The following is a 17,461-nucleotide window of genomic DNA, read 5'->3' as shown; positions in this document are numbered from 1 at the left end:
GACGGCAGCGCGGCGCTTTCTCAGCAGTCGCCCTGCAGGGCGGCCCTTTCCTGGCGGCGGCTGGCGGCCAGGGAGATCGACCAGAGCACGAAACCGCCGATGGCCAGCAGGCTGCCCACCCAGCCCGGCGAGGTCCAGCCGTAGCCGGCGGCCAGGGCCAGGCCGCCGAGGAACGGGCCCAGGGCGTTGGCGAAGTTGAAGGCCGAGTGGTTCAGCGCCGCGGCCAGGCCCTGGGCGTCCTCGGCCACGTCCATCAGGCGCGTCTGCAGCACCGTGCCGAGGGCGCCGCCGAAGCCGACGAAGAACACGCAGACCGCGATGCTCCAGATATTGCCGGCGGTGAACGGGAAGATCGCCAGCACCACTGCGCTCCACACCAGCAGGCCGCCGGCGGTGGGCATCAGCGCGCGGTCGGCGAGCACCGGGATGAACATGTTGCCGAGGGTCATGCCGACGCCGAACACCGCCAGCACCAGCGGCACCACGGCGGGGGAGACGTGGGTGACCGCGCCGAGGATGTCGGCCAGGTAGGTGTACACCGCGAACAGGCCGCCGAAGCCGATGGCGCCGATGCCCAGGGTCAGCCACACCTGGCCGCTCTTGAGCGCGCCCAGCTCGCGCAGCGGGCTGGCGCCGGCCTCGGGCGGCGACCAGGGCGCCAGCAGGCGCACGCAGAGCATGGTGGTCACGCCCAGGGCGGCGACCAGCGCGAAGCTCCAGCGCCAGCCCAGGGCCTGGCCCAGCCAGTTGGCCAGGGGCACGCCGACGATGGTGGCCACGGTCAGGCCGAGGAACATCCGCCCGACCGCCACCGTGCGCCGGTGCGGCGGCACCAGCGAGGCGGCCACCAGCGCGGCGATGCCGAAATAGGCGCCGTGGGGCAGGCCGCTGATGAAGCGGAACAGCAGCATCCAGTGGTAGGTCGGCGCCAGCGCGCTGAGGCCGTTGCCGATGGCGAACAGCCCCATCAGCAGCACCAGCAGGGTGCGCCGCGGCAGGCGCGCGCCGAGCACCGCCAGCAGCGGCGCGCCCACCACCACGCCCAGGGCGTAGGCGCTGATCACATGGCCGGCGGTGGGCGCATCGATGCCCAGGGCCGGGGCGAAGAGCGGCAGCAGGCTCATGGTGGCGAACTCGGTGGTGCCGATGGCGAAGCCGCCCACGGCGAGGGCGAATAGCACCAGGGCCGCACCGCGGCTGCGCGGTTCGGTTGTGGAGGTAGTCATCAGGGGTCCTTTGGTCTTATGCGGTGCGCCGGGGCGCGGCTGTCACGGGGAGCACGGTCAAGGCAGTGACCGACAGCGAAAGGACGCACAGGATAGCAGAAGGTTCCGCCGGGGTGGACGGAAGGCTCGGAATAGACGGGTAGGGCGTTGGTCGTTTGGGCTGGGTAAAGCGGCATCCATGTCTGTAGGAGTGTTCCTGGTGGGCGTGTCTGTCAGGGTGATGGGTATCGCTTCGCTCCACCCATCCTACGTCAGGGTTGGCGCTGCTTTGCGGGACGGAGGTTGGGTCGGGAAGCGTCGGCGGAAGGGGGCTGGAGAGGGGCGGCATCTTGCCTGGCGGGCAGCGGGAGGGGCTGCCGGCGGGGCGATGACGGATTTGGATACTGAGTAGTATGTTGATCGCAAGACGGGATTCCGGCCTGCCCGGGATGCGTCGTCACTTTCCAAAAACCTACTCGGTAGTATTCCCATGAGCATCATCTGGAGCCCACCGCTGACCGCCGACGAGCGCCGCTGGCAGGAGATCGCCCGGCTGCTCGGCGAGCGGCATTTCCGCCCGCTGGCCGCCGAGATCGACCGCGACCAGCGCTACCCGCTGGAACACCTGCCCGTGCTGCTGGAAAACCGCCTGAGCGGCATGTTCGTGCCCCGCGAACATGGCGGCGAAGGGGCATCGCTGTGCGCGCTGGTGGCCGTGGTCGAGGAGCTGGCGCGCGGCTGCGCTTCCACCGCTGCGATCATGGCGGCCTTGTCCCTCGGCGCGTTCCCCGTGCTGCTCGGCGGCAGCGACGCGCAGAAGCGCCGGCTGCTGGGCGGGCTCGCCGAAACCGGGGCCGCGGTGAACTTCGCGCTCAGCGAGCGTGGCGCCGGTTCCGACCCCGCCGCCCTGCAGACCACCGCCACCCGCACGGGCAAGGGTTGGCGGATACGCGGCGAGAAATGCTGGCTGGGCAACGGCGGCCACTCCCGGCACTTCATCGTCTTCGCCGCCACCGGTGAGAGCGCCGGCAGGAAGGCCATCAGCGCCTTCGTCGTGGCCCGCGACGCCGAGGGCGTGGTGATCGACCACTACGAAGACAAGATGGGCATCCGCGGCACCACCACCACCAACCTGAAGCTGGACACCTACGTCGAGGACGACGCCATCGTCGGCGAAGCCGGCAAGGGCCTGGGCCTGGCGCTGGCCACTCTCGGCGTGGGGCGCGTGGTCATCGCCGCCCAGGCCAACGGCATCGCCCTGGCGGCATTCGAGGAGGCCGCGGCCCATGCGGTGGAACGCAGCACCTTCGGGCGCCCGATCATCGACCACCAGGGCGTCGGCTTCAAACTGGCCGACGCCGTCACCTCGCTGTCCGCGGCCCGCATGCTGACCTACGAAGCCGCCCGCGCATACGACCGCGGCGATGACATAACCGGGCTGGGGGCGATGGCCAAGCTGTTCTCCAGCGAATCTTCCCACCGCATTGTGGACGATGCCCTACAGATTCTGGGTGGCCGGGGCTACGTAAAGCCCAGTGCGATGGAACGTTATTATCGCGACCAGCGGATCACCGAAATCTACGAAGGCACTTCGGAGATCCAGCGGGTGGTCCTGGCGCGCCAGGTAAAACATTCGTTGTGTGCAAACCCGAACAAGAAGGAATGAAGTGTGGCCAATAAATCCGTCCGTTACGAAAACATGCCGCTGCGCCAGTCGGCGATATTGGATGCCGCGGCAGAGGCGTTTTCCAGAGTTGGTTATGAAGCAACTTCGATCGATTACGTGGCGGATCAGATTCAGGCTACCAAGGGCAGTGTCTATTACTACTACCGGAGCAAGGGGGACCTGTTCGCCGCTGTGCACCGGCGGGCCATGGAAATGAACCTGGAAAGCGTTGCGCCGATTGCCGCGGACGTAGCCCAGAGCGCGGACCAGCGGCTGCGGCGGATGGCGGTCGAGCATACCCGGCTGATGATGGAATACACGTCCTACCAGCGGGTGACCGTGCAGGGCGTCGAGATGCACCTCACCGGCAGCCTGACCGATGCCCAGCGCGCGGAGATGCAGCGGCTCATCGTCATGCGCGACGAATACGAAGCGCTGTTTCGCGAAGTGATAGAGGAGGGAATCGTCGCCGGCATATTCAAGTCCGTCGATTCGCACCTGTTGGTCAAGCCGCTGTTGGGGGCATTGAACTGGACGACCATGTGGTATCGCCGCCAACCGGGCGAAACGGATATGCAGCGGCTGAAAGTTGCAGAAGAGATTGCGGATTACGTCGTAGATGGTCTCAGGCAAACCTAAAACAACTAGAAGGTAGTAGAGATGAATACGGTAGTCGATAAAGAAACCAGCGAGGCATGGCATGCGGTAGCGCACTGGTACCACTCGTTCTTCACCGGGATGGTACTTTCCTCGGTGACCCGGCAAGGCACATCCCGCGCGGCGGAACTGGTCTACCAGGTGTTCTGCCGGCAACGCTCGGAACGGTTCCTCCAGGGCCTGGCGAAACTGGGCATCGACAAGCTCCCGCCCGCGGTGGCCGCCGCGCAATATCACTACCTGTCGAACAACATCGGCGGCGTCTGCGTCGAGTACATGTACGAGAGCGACCGCAAGGCCTGGGTGCGCTACACGCCGCCGCGCTGGATCTGGTCGGGCACCGCGCTGTGCGGCATCCCCTCGGAGGTTTCCGCGGCCATGCTGCGCGGCTGGCATGCGCAGAACGGCGTCACCCTGGGCAACCCGCGCCTGGGCTTCGTCTGCACCAAGCAGACCGCCGATGGCCAGTCCGGCCTGGAAGGCTACTACTACGAATACGACGCGCCCCTGGCGCCCCACGAGCGGCTGCGCTTCGCCCGCCACGAAGACGCCCCGGACTTCGACGCGGCCGCCGCGCCCACGCTGCCCTCCAGTGATTGGCCGCAGGCGCGCATCGAAAAGGCCAGCCGCAACTATGCGATGGAATACGTGCGCTCGACCCTGCCCACCGCCGTCGACCTCTTCGGCCCCAGCGAGGCGGTGAGCGTGCTGCGCCTGTCGGCGCGCCAGGTCGCCATGCAGTGCTATCACGAGACGGCGGCGCGCCTGGGCGTGGCGCAGGACAAGTCGCTGCACGCCTTCGTCGACTTCCTGGCCAGGCTGGCCCGGGCCCAGGGGGACGAGGTCAGGGTGCAGGAAACCACCGACGGCTACGCCATCAGCCAGCGCGGCTGGACGCTGTTCGGCCAGGCACAGGCCCTGCACCCGGCGGTCTTCGACATCTGGAACGGCCTGCTGGAAGGCGCCGCCGATGCGCACAACCACCGGCTGGCGCTGAGCGTCACCCACAAGGACCTGGCCAACGGCCGCTTCGCCTGGCACGTCGGGGGAGCTGTGTGATGGCCGGCGCACTGGAAGGACTGCGCGTCATCGACGCCTCGCGGGTCCTCGCCGGGCCCTTCGCCGCGCAGATACTGGCGGATCACGGCGCCGACGTGGTCAAGGTGGAAGGCCCCGAGGGCGACGAGTGCCGGGGCTTCGGCCCGCCGTTCGTGGAGGGCAGCGCGGCCTATTTCAACGCGGTGAACCGCAACAAGCGGGCGATCACCCTGGACATGGGCTCCGAGGCCGGCCGCGAAGTGTTCTGGACGCTGCTGGAAAGCGCCGACGTGCTCATCGAGAACTTCAAGGCGAGCACCCTGCGCGCCTGGGGCATCGAATCGCCGCTGGAGATCACCCGGCGCTTGCCCCGGCTGGTGCATTGCCGCATCACCGGCTTCGGCGACGACGGCCCGCTCGGCGAACTGCCCGGCTACGACGCCGTGGTCCAGGCGCTGTCCGGCCTGATGAGCATCAATGGCGAACCCGGGCGGCTGCCGGTCCGGCTGGGCTCGCCCATCGTCGACATGTGCACCGGCATGAACGCGGCGCTCGCGGCCCTGCTGGCGCTGCACGAGCGCAACGGCAGCGGCCGCGGGCAGATGGCCGACGTCGCCCTGTACGACAGCGGGGTGAGCATGGCGCACCCGTACCTGGCGAACTTCCTGGCCTCGAAGGTGCCGCCCAGGCCGGTCGGCAATGGCCACCCGAACATCGTGCCCTACGACCTGTTCGAGACGGCGGGCGCGCCGATATTCGTCGCCGTGGCGAACAACCGGCAGTTCCGCCTGCTCGCCCAGTTGCTGGGGGCGCCCGGCCTGGCGGACGATGCTCGGTACGCCAGCAACGGGCTGCGCGTCGAGAACCGGGCCGCGCTCGAAGTCGAGCTGAAACGGCTGTTCGGGCAGGTCCGCGGCGAGGCGTTCGGCGAGGAACTGCTGCGCAAGGGCGTGCCGGCGGCGGCCATCCTCGACGTCGGGACGGTGGCGCAGGCGCCGCATACGCTGCATCGCCACATGGTCATGGACGAGGAGGGCTACAGCGGCCCGGGCATTCCGGTGAAGCTGGCGCGCACGCCGGGCGCCCTGCGCAGGCGGCCGCCCCGGCTCGACGAGCACCGCGACGAAGTGCTCATGGCGTATGGCTTTTCCGCCGCGCAGATAAAGGCGCTCGCCGAGCGCGGCGTATTCGGCGCCGAACGGGAGCCTTGAGGCCTCCCGCGCGTCTTTCGCGCCTGGGCCGGCCGCGAGGCTGACCCCGCACTCACCAGCACGATCAATCGAATAGCGGCTGTCCCTCTGCGAAGAGCGGGCAAGGGTTTTTGCATGCTTTTCGCAGGCAGCCAACGGGTGGAGAACAACGATGCAATCAGCAACCCCCGCAATAACGCTGGCCGAACTGAACCCGTCGGACGTCGACGCGACCTATCGGAAACTCAACCTGAGAATCCTGCCTTTCCTGTTCATCTGCTACGTGCTCGGCTTCATCGACCGGGTGAACATCAGCTTCGCCCACCTGGAGTTCAGCGCCGACATCGGCCTCAGCGAAGCCGCCTACGGCTTCGGCGTGGGCCTGTTCTTCGTCGGCTACATCCTCTTCGAAGTGCCGAGCAACTTGTGCCTGCAGCGATTCGGCGCGCGGGTCACCATCTCCCGGATCATGATCCTCTGGGGGCTGATCTCCACCTGCATGATGTTCGTGCAGACCCCCATGCAGTTCTACATCGCGCGCATAGCGCTGGGCTGCGCCGAGGCGGGCTTCCTGCCCGGGGTGATTCTCTACCTGACGTACTGGTACCCGTCCGGGCGCCGCGCCCGCGTCACCTCCAGGTTCATCCTCGGCATCGCCGCGGCCGGCACCATCGGCGGCATCGTCTCCGGCTGGATCATGCACAACATGGGCGGCGTGTACGGGCTGAAGGCCTGGCAGTGGCTGTTCCTGCTCGAAGGCTCGCCGTCCATCGTCGCCGGCGTCATCGCCTACTTCTACCTGGCCGACAAGCCGGAGCAGGCGAAGTGGCTCAGCCCGGCGGAAAAGGCCATCGTCCAGGCGCACCTGGCCGAGGACGCCAGCGCCAAGGCCGCCGTCGAGAAGGGCCACGACTTCTCCGCGGCGCTGCGGAACCCCTGGGTCTACATCGCCGCCTTCGGCTACTTCGTCATTCCCTGGGCCGGCTCGGTGCTGAACTTCTGGGCCCCCACGCTGATCAAGCAGTCGGGCGTGACCAACGTCTGGTACATCGGCCTGCTGTCCGCGCTGCCCTGGCTGGTCGGTGCGGTCGGCATGCTCATCGTCTGCTGGAACTCCGACCGGGTGGTGGAGCGCCGCTGGCACTTCATGGCCTGCATCCTGGTGGTGGCCGGCGCCGTCGCCGCCATCGGCTACCTGCCGTCGAACTGGACGCTGTCGATCGTCCTGCTGTCGATCATGTGCGTCGGCTATCTCTCGGTGACGGCGTTGTTCTGGACCATTCCCACCGCCTTCCTGTCCGGTACGGCGGCGGCCGGAGGCATTGCGCTGATCAGCAGCCTGGGGCAGGTGGGCGGGCTGACCGCGCCCATCGTCATCGGCTGGGTGCGTGGGGCGACGGGGAGCCTGTCGTGGGGGATGTATACGGTTGCGCTGGTGTTGATCGCGGGGGGCCTGACCATACTGCTGGGGATTCCCAGGCGCATGTTGCGGGAGAACAAGGCGAAGTAGGGGCGAGCTTGCTCGCGAACGGTGTTCTGCCGGCTGGATTCGGGGCGTGTCCTGAAGAGCGCCCTCTCCCTAACCCTCTCCCTGAAGGGAGAGGGGACCGTTGGGCAGACGTTGATGTTCTGGAGTCAGCCGGCTAGCGCAGAGATTGCCGGCTGAAGCCATTCCTTCTCTCGGCACGGACTAGCCCCCTCTCCCTTCAGGGCGGGGCGCGCAGCCGAGGGCTGGGGAGAGGGAGCAGAGTCGACCAGACACACCAAGGCAACGACATATCACCACTCTGAAAATAATGATTATCATTCGCCATCTACCGCCACACCCCACCAGGACACCCCATGCCCCCAGCCCCCGCACCCACCCAGGGCACCCCCGGCCTGGCCCCCACCCGCGATGGCCGCGAGCTGTTCTACCAGACCCTCCCAGGCCCGGCAGATGGGCAGGCGCCCACCGTAGTGTTCGAAAGCGGCCTGGCTGCCAGCCGTTCCTTCTGGGGGCTGGTCCAGCCTTTGGTGGCGCAGTGGACCCGCGCCGTGGTCTACGACCGCAGCGGCCTCGGCCGCAGCCCGGCGGACGCCCAGCCGCGCAGCATGCAGCGGATGGCCGACGACCTCAACGACCTGCTCGACCACCTCGGCCCCGGTCCCTTCGTGCTGGTGGCGCACAGCGGCGGCGGCCCCCTGGTGCGCGCCGCCACCGCCGCGCGGCCGGAGCGCATCGCCGGCCTGGTGCTGGCGGACGTCTCCGACGAAGCCTGCGAACTGATCTTCACCCCGGCCTTCCGCCGCCTGGAGAAGTTCGCCCACGCGGCCAGCTGGATGCTGGCCCGCTGCGGCTTGCTGGAGCGCTGCTACCGCAAGGCCATTGCCGTACTGCCCGAGGACGTGCTCGCCGACCTGCGCCGGGAAGGCTTCAGCATGCCGGTGATGCGCACCCGCGGCGCCGAGCTGGCCGGCCTGGTGGCGGCGCTGGAAACCTATCGCAACCAGCCGCCGGTGCTGCCGGATATCCCACTGACAGTCATCTCCGGCGCCCTGGCGGACTTCGGCATGAGCGAGCGCATCCGCGCGGCGGCCAACGCCGCCCATGCCTACCGCGCCCGGCAGTCGCCCCAGGGCCGCCATGTGCTGGCCGAGCGCTCGGGCCACGGGCTGATCCTCAGCGAGCCGGCGCGGGTGGCCGAGGAGATCGCGCGGCTGCTCGGCGTGGCGGATGCCCGTGGCTGACGCCGCTCACGGCCCCGGCCGCCAGACCGCCGGGGCGATGCTCACGGCGCGCGGCAGTATGCGGTTGGCGTAGAACAGGTCGGCGGTGCGTTGCTGGGCGGCGACGTCGGCGTCGTTCAGCGGACGGATCGGCGAGGCCGGCGGGCGGTGGCTGAAGGTGAGTTCGATCACCTGGGGCGACAGGCCGGTGACGCGGGCCATGATCGCCACGCTGCCGGCCTTGTCGCTGCGCGTCAGGGCTTCGGCCTGGGTGAAGGTGTCCAGCACCTGGCGCAGGAACTCGCCGTTGCGCTCGGCAAAGGCGCGCGAGGCCAGGTAGAAGGGGCCGGACAGGTCCAGGCCCTCGCCGTTGGCCAGCAGCCGCGCGCGGCCTTCCAGTTCCAGTTGCGAATACCACGGGTCCCAGATGGCCCAGGCATCCACCTGGCCGCTTTCGAAGGCGGCGCGGGCGTCGGCCGGGGTCAGGTACAGCGGCTGGATGTCGCCGATGCCCAGGCCGGCCTTCTGCAGCGCGCGCAGCAGGGTGTTGTGCGAGCTGGAGCCTTTCTGGAAGGCCACGCGCTTGCCTTTCAGCCCGGCCAGGTCATGGATCGGGCTGTCTCGCGGCACGATGATCGTTTCCGCCTGCGGCTTGGCCGGCTCGGTGCCCACGTAGAGCAGGTCGGCGCCGGCGGCCTGGGCGAAGATCGGCGGGACGTCGCCGCTGCCACCCAGGTCGATGGCACCCACGTTCAGCGCCTCCAGCATCTGCGGGCCGGCGGGGAACTCGACCCAGTCGATTCGGGTGTGCGCGAAGCGCTGCTCCAGCAGCCTGTGCTCCTTGGCCAGCACCTGGCTGGTGGAGGCCTTCTGGTAGCCGATGCGCAGTTGCGCGGGGGCGTCGGCCCAGGCGCCGCCGGCCAGTGCGAATAGGGTGAGCAGGGCCGCCAGGCGGCCCTTCAGGTGCTTGGTCATGCGTCCTGCCAGTCGGTGGAGGGTTTTTCCCAGAGGTTGATCCCGCCTTCCACGGCGTGGCGGTCGATTTCCGCCAGTTCCTCGGCGCTCAAGGCCAGGTTGTCCAGGGCGGCGACGTTCTCGTGCAACTGCTGCGGGTGGCTGGCGCCGATCAGCGCCGAGGTCACCCGCGGATCGCGCAGGGTCCAGGCCAGGGCCAGCTGGGCCAGGCTCTGGCCGCGGCGCGCGGCTATCTCGTCGAGCGCGCGGGCGCGGCGCAGGTTGTCCTCGGACAGGTGCTCGGGGCGCAGCGAAGCGCCGCCGGGGCGGTTGATCCGCGCGTCCTCGGGCACGCCGTTCAGGTACTTGCCGGTGAGCAGGCCCTGGGCCAGCGGGGTGAAGGCGATGACGCCGGCGCCGAGTTCGTCGGTGGTGGCCAGCAGGTCCTTTTCCACCCAGCGGTTGAACAGGTTGTAGGCCGGCTGGTGGATCAGCAACGGCACCTTCCAGTCGCGCAGCAGCGCCGCCAGCTCGCGGGTCTTGCCTGCGGAGTAGCTGGAGATGCCCACGTACAGCGCCTTGCCCTGCTGCACGGCGCTGGCCAGGGCGCCGGCGGTTTCCTCCAGCGGCGTGTGCGGGTCGAAGCGGTGCGAGTAGAAGATGTCCACGTAGTCCAGGCCCAGGCGTTGCAGGCTCTGGTCCAGGCTGGCCAGCAGGTACTTGCGCGAGCTGCCGCCCTGGCCGTAGGGGCCGGGCCACATGTCCCAGCCGGCCTTGGTGGAGATGATCAGCTCGTCGCGGTAGGCGGCGAAGTCCTCGCGCAGCAGGCGGCCGAAGTTGATCTCGGCGCTGCCGTAGGGTGGGCCGTAGTTGTTGGCCAGGTCGAAGTGGTTGATGCCCAGGTCGAAGGCGGTGCGCAGCAGCGCGCGCTGGGTGTCCAGCGGCGTGGCATCGCCGAAGTTGTGCCACAGGCCCAGGGACAGGGCCGGCAGCACCAGGCCGCTGCGGCCGACGCGGCGGTAGGGAAGGCGCTGGTAGCGCTCGGGGGTGGCGAGGTAGGTCATGGGGGACTCCGTGTTCAGGCAAATCGGTTGGCCGGGCGCGCCAGGCCCAGGTGGTCGCGCAGGGTGCTGCCGGCGTAGTCGCGACGGAACAGCCCGCGCCGCTGCAGCTCCGGCACCAGCAAGTTGGCGACGTCTTCCAGGCCGCCGGGCAGGTGCGGCACCAGCACATTGAAGCCATCGGCGGCGCCCTGTTCGAACCAGGCCTGCAGCTCGTCGGCGATGCGTTGCGGGGTGCCGACCAGGCTGTAGTGGCCGCGCCCGCCGGCGATGCGCCGGCCGAGCTGGGCGAGGCTCAGGTTCTCCTTGCCGGCCAGTTCGGTGAGCAGCAGCTGGCGGCTGCGCTGGCCGCTGTCGGTCAGCGGCAGTTCCGGCAGCGGGCCGTCCAGCGGGTAGGCGGACAGGTCGAAGTTGCCGAGCATGCGCGAGAGCAGGGCGACACCCACTTGCGGCTCCACCAGTTCCTGGAAGGCTTCCTGCTTTTCCTGGGCCTCGGCTTCGCTGTCGGCGACCACCACGTATACGCCGGGCATCACCTTCAGTTCGTCCGGGCGGCGGCCATGGCGCGCCATGCGGCCCTTGAGGTCGGCGTAGAAGTCGCGGGCGGCGGCCAGCGAGGTCTGCGCGGTGAACACCACTTCGGCGGTCTGCGCGGCCAGCTCGCGGCCGGTTTCCGAGGAGCCGGCCTGGACCACCACCGGGCGGCCCTGGGGCGAGCGCGCCACGTTCAGCGGGCCGCGCACCTGGAAGTGTTCGCCCTGGTGGTCGAGCTGGTGCAGTTTGGCCGGGTCGTAGTATTGGCCGCTGGCCTTGTCGCGCAGGAAGGCGTCGTCCTCCCAGCTGTCCCACAGGCCGTTCACCACGTCGTGGAACTCGCGGGCGCGGGCATAGCGCTCGGCGTGGCCGAGGTGCTCGCTGCGATTGAAGTTCAGCGCCTCGGCGGCGTTGTCCGAGGTCACCAGGTTCCAGCCGGCGCGCCCGCCGGAGAGGTGGTCCAGCGAGGCGAACTTGCGCGCCACGTGGTAGGGCTCGTTGTAGCTGGTGGTGACGGTGGCGATCAGGCCGATGCGCTCGGTCACCGCGGCCAGCGCGCTGAGCAGGGTGAGCGGTTCGAAGTGATCGGAACGGGCCATGCGGCTGGCGATGGGCGCGCTGGGGGCGGCCACGCTGTCGGCGACGAACAGGGTATCGAACTTCGCCGCCTCGGCGATCTGCGCCAGGCGCTTGTACTGCTGGAAGCTCAGCCCGGCGTCGGCCGGTACGTCCGGGTGGCGCCAGGCGGCGACGTGGTGCCCGGTGGCCATGAGGAAGGCGCCGAGGGAAAGGGTGCGGTTGCTTGCGGTCATGCTGGTGTCCTCTGCGGAAGGGTGGCGCACGCCGGGCGGGACGGTTTCTTGGTTGGCGCCCCGCCGGCGAGGGCGGGGCGCAGGTTCCGCGGCTCAGAAGTCCTTGCGCAGCTCGAAGCCGAAATAACGGCCGTCGTCGCGCGGCACCAGGCGGTAGACGTAGCTCCCGCCGCTGGCCAGCAGTGGCGAATAGGACTTGTCGGTGAGGTTCTTGGCCAGGAAGGCCACGCGCCAGCCGGCGTTGTAGTCGGCCAGGGCCACGCTGGCATTCCAGATGCCGTAGGCGCCCTGGATGGTGTCCGGGTTCTGGCTCAGGTCGTACTGCACCTTGTCCTGCCAGCTGTAGTCGGTGCCCAGCTCCACATCCAGGCCGTTGTCCAGCGGGATGTCGTAGTCGGCGCGCACGTAGCTCTTCCAGTCCGGCGAGAAGGGCAGCGGCTTGCCGTTGACGTTGCAGCTGGCGGCGGCGCCCGGCGGGCAGCTGAACTCCTCGATGCGCGCGTGGGTGTACGCCACCGAGCCGGACAGCTTCAACTGGCGGGTGGCCTGCCAGGCCAGGTCGGCCTCGGCGCCTTCGGTCTTCACCGAACCGGCGTTGATCAGGCGCGTCACCACCTGGTTGGCCACGGTGTCGTAGAAGTTCGCCTGGTAGTTGTCGTACTCGGTGTGGAACACCGCGAAGTTGGCGCTCAGGCGCTTGTCCAGGGCGGTGGCCTTCAGGCCCAGCTCCCAGGAGTTGGAGGTTTCCGGCTTGAGCGCCTCGGTGTCGCGCGGCTGCATGTTGAAGAACACGTTGTAGGCCGGGCCCTTGTAGCCGCGCGAGTAGGTCAGGTAGCTGGTGAGGTTCTCGCTCAGGTCGTACTGCACACCTAAACGCCCGGACCAGCCGTCTTCGTCGGTGGAGCCGGAGCTGTGGGTGGACGGCTGGATGCCGGTGACCGCGGTGGCCGAGGTGGACACCCGGCGGTGGTCGTATTCCAGCTCGTCGTGGGTGTAGCGCAGGCCGGCGATGCCACGGAAGGCCGGGGTGAAGTTCAGCGTCGCCTCGCCGAAGGCCGAGTAGCTGTCGCTGGTGGTGCCGTAGCCGGCCACGCCGGTATCGACCGAGCCGGTGGTGGTCAGGGTGCGGCGGTAGGTCTCGTCGTCCTTGGCGTGCATGTAGTACAGGCCGGTGACGTACTCGGCGAACCGGCCCTTGGGCGAGGCCAGGCGGATTTCCTGGGAGTACTGGTCGTAGGCCAGCTCGCCCTTGTCGTGGGAGCTGGGGAAGGCCGCGCTGACCTGGGACAGGCGGTCGCCGTCCTGGTACTGGGTGTTGTCCCAGCCGCGCCAGGCGCTGATCGAGGTCAGGGTGTAGTCGCCCAGGCTCCAGTCCAGCTGGGCCGACAGGCCCTTGTTGGTGTCGTCGACATGGGTGCGGTAGTCGGCGTTGATCTTGCGGTTGTCGCTGTCGGCCACCACCGGGCGCAGGGCATTGGCGAAGGCCGCGCTGCTGGTGCTGGTGATGACGCCGCTGGGGCTGTCGTCGTTGGCCTGCATGTAGTCGGCGATCAGCGTCACCTTCAGGTCGTCGCTGGGCGTCAGCTCGAACTTGGCGCGCGCGCCCTTGCGGTTGTAGCCGTTGACCTCGTGGCCGTTGTAAACGTTCTCCACGTTGCCCTCGTAGCTGCCCAGCAGGGCCGTGACGCTGGCCTTGAGCTTGCCCGGCACGAGGGTGCCGCCGATGCCGAAGCTGGTGCGGTTCTCGTTGCCGCCGCCGAAGTGCGAGTAGTCGACGAAGCCGCTGGTTTCGTCCGGCACCGCCCGGGTGACGATGTTGAGCACGCCGGCCGAGGCATTCTTGCCGAACAGCGTGCCCTGCGGGCCGCGCAGCACCTCGATGCGCTCCAGGTCGAGCAGGTCCAGGGTGGCCATGCCGGGGCGGCCGTAGACCACGCCGTCGACCACGGTGGAAACGCTCGGCTCGACGCCCGGCGAGGTGCTGATGGTGCCCACGCCGCGGACGAACAGCGAGGTGTCCTTGTTCGAGGCGCCGGCGCGGTAGTTCAGCGTCGGCACTTCGCTGACGAGGGTCGAGACGTTGTTGCGGTTGTCGCGCTGCAGCTGCTCGCCGCTGATCACGCTGACCGCCACCGGCACCTTCTGCAGCGATTCCTCGCGGCGCGTCGCGGTGACGGTCACGGCATTGAGGGTGGGGGCCGCTTCCTCGGCCTTGGGCTGCTCGCCATCGGCGGCCTGCGCCGGCAGCTGCACGCCGCCCACCAGCGTGGCGATGGCCAGCGCCAAGGCGCTGAGCCGGGGGAATTGATCGTGGGCGTTCGCCCGGTACTGCTGAGTCATGGCCACTCCTGGATTGCCCTGGTCCGCCGCCAGCCTCTTGTGCGGGCCGCTGCGGCGCCTGTTCGCGGAAAACTTCACGAGCGCTCGCTCGTGCGAGTGGCCGATGGATGAAGAAGGCTTTTTGTCAGCGGCAAAGCTTGTTTGTTAGCGCTAACATCGGCGAGTATCCGGATCACGCTTTAGAGCGTCAAATACTGAAAAATTACTTTTATATTCCTGAAATGGAGGTCGTCACTGGACAGTCCCCGCAAGCGCCGCGGCGCCGGCCGCGTCACCCTCACCGCCGTGGCTGAGCGCGCTGGAGTGTCGGCCATCAGCGTGTCGCGCTACTTCAACCAGCCGGCGAGCCTTTCCGAGGAGCTGCGCGAGCGCATCGGCGAGGCGGTGGCGGCGCTGGGCTACGTGCCCAACCAGGTGGCTGGCGGGCTGGCCTCGGCGCGCGGGCGCATCGTCGGCATGGTGGTACCGAACATCTCCGGGCCGATCTTCGCCGACACCATCCAGGCCTTCAGCGACGTCCTGGCCGCGGCCGGCTACCAGCTGTTGCTGGCCTCCAGCTACTTCGACGGCGAGAAGGAAGAGAGCGCCGTGCGCGCCTTCCTCGGCTGGAACCCGGCGGCCCTGGTGCTGACCAGCCACTTCCACACCCCAACCTGCGAGAAGCTGCTGGAAGACGCCGATGTCCCGCTATTGGAAATGTGGGACTACCAGCCGGCGCGCCGGCCCATCCAGGTGGGCTTCTCCCACTACCAGGTGGGCGTGGACGCCGCGCGCTACCTGCACGGCAAGGGCTACCGGCGCATCGCCTTCGTGCAGAACAGCGCGCCGGGCGACTACAGCGCCCTGGACCGCCGCGACGGCTACGCCGACACTCTGCGCGCCCTGGGCCTGCAACCCTGGATGTTCGTGCCCACCGCCAGCGCCCCCTTCGAGGCCGGCAAGCAGGCGATGGAAGCGCTGATGGCGCGGCGCGAGCGCCCGGACGCCATCGTCTTCGCCAACGACAACCTCGCCGCCGGCGGCCTGCTCGCCGGGCAGCGTGCCGGCCTGCGCATCCCGCAGGACTGCGCGGTGCTCGGCTTCGGCGACTACCCCTTCGCGCCCATGCTGCTGCCCAGCCTCACCACCCTCAAGCCGCCGGCCCGGGAAATCGGCGAGATCGCCGCGCAGCGGGTGCTGCAGGCCATCGGCGCGCAGCCGGCGGAAGGGGTGGTGGAGCGCCTGAACCTGCTGCAGTGCCGGGTGGTGGAGCGGGAGAGCTGCTGAGGCAGCGAGGCGATGCCCATTGCCGTGGCCGCATGGGTTTCGCCAAGGCTCAACCCATCCTACGAAAAGCACTTCGGCGCGGCCGGTGCGAACAGCCTCGTGGGATGGGTTGAGCGAAGCGATACCCATCGCCGTGGCTGGTGCGAACAGGGGACCAGTCATATTGGCTGAAGGAAAGGCCATACGCCTGCCTAGCCGACGCTCCGTCGAGCCTCTAGACTCGTCCTACGCCCCGATCGCTACGAGTCGTGACCTTGCCCAGTGCAATAACAAGATCCTCGCCGCTCGCGCGCACACTCCCGACCCTGGCCCTGACGCTCTTCCTCGCGCTGCTGCCGGCCCTGGCGCTGGCCGGAGCGCGAGGTCTACGCCTACTTCTCCGGGGCCATCCTGCAGCCCTCGCGGAACATCCTGTTCATGCGCAAGGGTGACCCCGCCCGGGACGGTCTGCATGGCCTGCTGGACCTGTTGGGCACCTCGTTCCGCCTGGGCGCGCAGGTCGGCGTGAGCTACGGCGAGTCCTACCAGCAACTGCTCGCCAACCATGACTTCGCCAGCCGGGTATTCTTCAACCCCAGCCGCGGCAACCTCTGGCACATGATCGACAAGGGCCGCCTCGACGGCATCATCGCCGACGAGAACAGCGGCCTCTACGAGCTGGAGCAACTGGGCCTGAACGAACGCATCGGCCCCACCGCCGTGGTGGTTTCCAGCGATGCCGCGGAAGTCGCCTTCAGCAAGCGCACCACCACGCCGGCATTCGTCGAGCGCTATGCCCGGGCGATGCGCGAGCTGGTCGAGGGCGGGGAGTACCAGGCGATCCTGCAGCGCTATCTTAGCCCCCTGTAGGAGCGCGCCCTGCGCGCGATTTCGCGGGCAGGGCCCGCTCCTACAGGTCAGGCACGGTATGCCTCCCCCGTAGGTGCGGACCTTGTCCGCGATAACCGGATGCCCCGGCGCGGATCGCGGATGAGATCCGCTCCTACGCTGCCCCACCTACGCCGTTCCCCTGTAGGAGCGCGCCCTGCGCGCGATTCGCGGGCAGGGCCCGCTCCTACAACAGCGTCATGCGCCGGGCCTCAGCCCAACCCCTGCGCCCGCAGGTGCGCCTTCAGGGCCTCGATGAATACCCGCACCTTGCGCGTGTTGCGCCGGTGCGGCAGGAACAGCACGTGGATGGTGGCGCCGAAGGCGCTCTGGTCGCGCCAGCAGTCCGGCAACTGCTCCACCAATTCTCCGCGGGCCAGGTATGGCAGGGCGCTCCATTGCGGCAGGAACTGCACGCCGTGGCCGGCCTGCAGGCAGGCGAGCAGGAAGTCGTAGTTGTCGCTGGCCAGGCGCGGCACCGGCTGCTTCAGGCGGATGCGCTCGCCGTCGCGGTTCACCCACCAGAAGTTCCGGTTGAGCATGGGGTGGCGGAAGATCAGCCAGTCGTGCTCGGTGTAGTTCTCCAGGGTCACGTCCATGCCCTTGCGCGCCAGGTATGCGGGGCTGGCGCACAGCAGCAGGTGGTTCTCCAGCAGCGGCTGGGCGATCACCCCGGGCAGGTCGACGGGGCCGTCGCGCAGGGCCAGGTCGTAGCCACCTTCCACCAGGTCGGCGAACTCGTCCTGCAGGTCCACCTCCAGGCGCACCTGCGGGTATTCCTCGAGGAAGGCGCCGCACACCTGGTTGAGGAAGGCCGGGGCGAAGGAGGGCGGGGCGGCGATGCGCAGGGTGCCGCGCAGGTCCTTCTGCAACTGCTCCACTTCCGCGCCGGCCGCCTGCAGGTGCAGCAGCGCCTGGCGCGCGCCCTCCAGGTAGATCTGCCCGGCCTCGGTCAGCGCCATGCGCCGGGTGGTGCGCTCGAACAGCCGCGCGCCCAGTTCCGCCTCCAACTGCGCCACGCCCTTGGTCACCGCCGAGGGCGTCTTGCCCAGGTGTTCGGCGGCGCGGCTGAAGCCGCCGTGGTCGGCGGTGGCGACGAACATGGTCAGGGCGGTCATCTTGTCCATTTATCTATTCCTGTCAGGCACAGAAGTTGTGCAAA

Annotated in this window: 14 protein-coding genes; 8 read left to right on the top strand and 6 right to left on the bottom strand. The window is 68.7% G+C overall.

Annotation, left to right across the window (positions count from 1 at the left end):
- Nucleotides 1-20: 20 nt before the first annotated feature.
- Complete coding sequence (locus tag QSJ95_RS19815) at nt 21-1,226, bottom strand: MFS transporter (RefSeq protein WP_285644758.1); 1,206 nt, start codon at nt 1,224-1,226, stop codon at nt 21-23.
- Between the two features lie 469 nt (nt 1,227-1,695).
- Between QSJ95_RS19815 and QSJ95_RS19810 the strand changes: the two genes are divergently transcribed.
- The 6 genes from QSJ95_RS19810 (at nt 1,696) to QSJ95_RS19785 (ending at nt 8,486) form a co-directional block, all read left to right on the top strand.
- Nucleotides 1,696-2,871 carry an acyl-CoA dehydrogenase family protein gene (locus QSJ95_RS19810; RefSeq protein WP_061561579.1) on the top strand — a complete coding sequence of 392 codons (1,176 nt, stop codon included), beginning with the start codon at nt 1,696-1,698 and terminating at the stop codon, nt 2,869-2,871.
- A 3-nt stretch (nt 2,872-2,874) separates the two neighbouring features.
- The gene (locus tag QSJ95_RS19805; RefSeq protein WP_009620024.1) at nt 2,875-3,510 is read left to right on the top strand and encodes a TetR/AcrR family transcriptional regulator; all 636 of its coding nucleotides are present in this window, start codon (nt 2,875-2,877) and stop codon (nt 3,508-3,510) included.
- 21 nt (nt 3,511-3,531) lie between these two features.
- Nucleotides 3,532-4,587, top strand: coding sequence for a hypothetical protein (locus QSJ95_RS19800; protein ID WP_285644755.1), 1,056 nt, complete (start codon nt 3,532-3,534; stop codon nt 4,585-4,587).
- Nucleotides 4,587-5,777, top strand: coding sequence for a CaiB/BaiF CoA transferase family protein (locus tag QSJ95_RS19795; protein ID WP_285644753.1), 1,191 nt, complete (start codon nt 4,587-4,589; stop codon nt 5,775-5,777). The genes QSJ95_RS19800 and QSJ95_RS19795 overlap by 1 nt, the downstream gene beginning before the upstream one ends.
- Before the next feature lie 151 nt (nt 5,778-5,928).
- On the top strand, nt 5,929-7,266 hold the full coding sequence (locus tag QSJ95_RS19790; RefSeq protein ID WP_285644751.1) for an MFS transporter: 1,338 nt from the start codon (nt 5,929-5,931) through the stop codon (nt 7,264-7,266).
- Nucleotides 7,267-7,598: 332 nt separating this feature from the next.
- The gene (locus tag QSJ95_RS19785) at nt 7,599-8,486 is read left to right on the top strand and encodes an alpha/beta fold hydrolase (RefSeq protein WP_285644750.1); all 888 of its coding nucleotides are present in this window, start codon (nt 7,599-7,601) and stop codon (nt 8,484-8,486) included.
- A 6-nt stretch (nt 8,487-8,492) separates the two neighbouring features.
- Here QSJ95_RS19785 and QSJ95_RS19780 read toward each other — a convergent pair whose 3' ends face one another.
- The 4 genes from QSJ95_RS19780 to QSJ95_RS19765 all read right to left on the bottom strand — a co-directional run bounded on the left by QSJ95_RS19780 (nt 8,493) and on the right by QSJ95_RS19765 (nt 14,166).
- Nucleotides 8,493-9,440, bottom strand: a complete 948-nt coding sequence (locus QSJ95_RS19780; RefSeq protein WP_285644748.1) for an aliphatic sulfonate ABC transporter substrate-binding protein — start codon at nt 9,438-9,440, stop codon at nt 8,493-8,495.
- On the bottom strand, nt 9,437-10,483 hold the full coding sequence (gene mgrA, locus QSJ95_RS19775; RefSeq protein ID WP_009620036.1) for an L-glyceraldehyde 3-phosphate reductase: 1,047 nt from the start codon (nt 10,481-10,483) through the stop codon (nt 9,437-9,439). The genes QSJ95_RS19780 and mgrA overlap by 4 nt, the downstream gene beginning before the upstream one ends.
- Nucleotides 10,484-10,497: 14 nt before the next feature.
- Nucleotides 10,498-11,826, bottom strand: a complete 1,329-nt coding sequence (locus QSJ95_RS19770; RefSeq protein ID WP_009620038.1) for an LLM class flavin-dependent oxidoreductase — start codon at nt 11,824-11,826, stop codon at nt 10,498-10,500.
- A gap of 93 nt (nt 11,827-11,919) precedes the next feature.
- Nucleotides 11,920-14,166, bottom strand: coding sequence for a TonB-dependent receptor (locus QSJ95_RS19765; RefSeq protein WP_285644744.1), 2,247 nt, complete (start codon nt 14,164-14,166; stop codon nt 11,920-11,922).
- 216 nt (nt 14,167-14,382) lie between these two features.
- Between QSJ95_RS19765 and QSJ95_RS19760 the strand changes: the two genes are divergently transcribed.
- Nucleotides 14,383-15,432: a LacI family DNA-binding transcriptional regulator gene (locus tag QSJ95_RS19760; protein ID WP_061561585.1), complete on the top strand. Its 1,050-nt coding sequence runs from the start codon at nt 14,383-14,385 to the stop codon at nt 15,430-15,432.
- Between the two features lie 417 nt (nt 15,433-15,849).
- Entirely contained in the window at nt 15,850-16,281 is a 432-nt protein-coding gene (locus tag QSJ95_RS19755) for a transporter substrate-binding domain-containing protein (RefSeq protein WP_502945287.1), read from the top strand.
- A 230-nt stretch (nt 16,282-16,511) separates the two neighbouring features.
- Here QSJ95_RS19755 and QSJ95_RS19750 read toward each other — a convergent pair whose 3' ends face one another.
- The gene (locus QSJ95_RS19750) at nt 16,512-17,426 is read right to left on the bottom strand and encodes a LysR family transcriptional regulator (RefSeq protein ID WP_285644741.1); all 915 of its coding nucleotides are present in this window, start codon (nt 17,424-17,426) and stop codon (nt 16,512-16,514) included.
- Between the last annotated feature and the right edge of the window lie 35 nt (nt 17,427-17,461).

The organism is Pseudomonas sp. NBRC 100443 (assembly GCF_030268185.1).
Lineage (GTDB): Bacteria > Pseudomonadota > Gammaproteobacteria > Pseudomonadales > Pseudomonadaceae > Pseudomonas > Pseudomonas citronellolis.
This window is presented reverse-complemented; position numbering and strand designations above follow the sequence as displayed.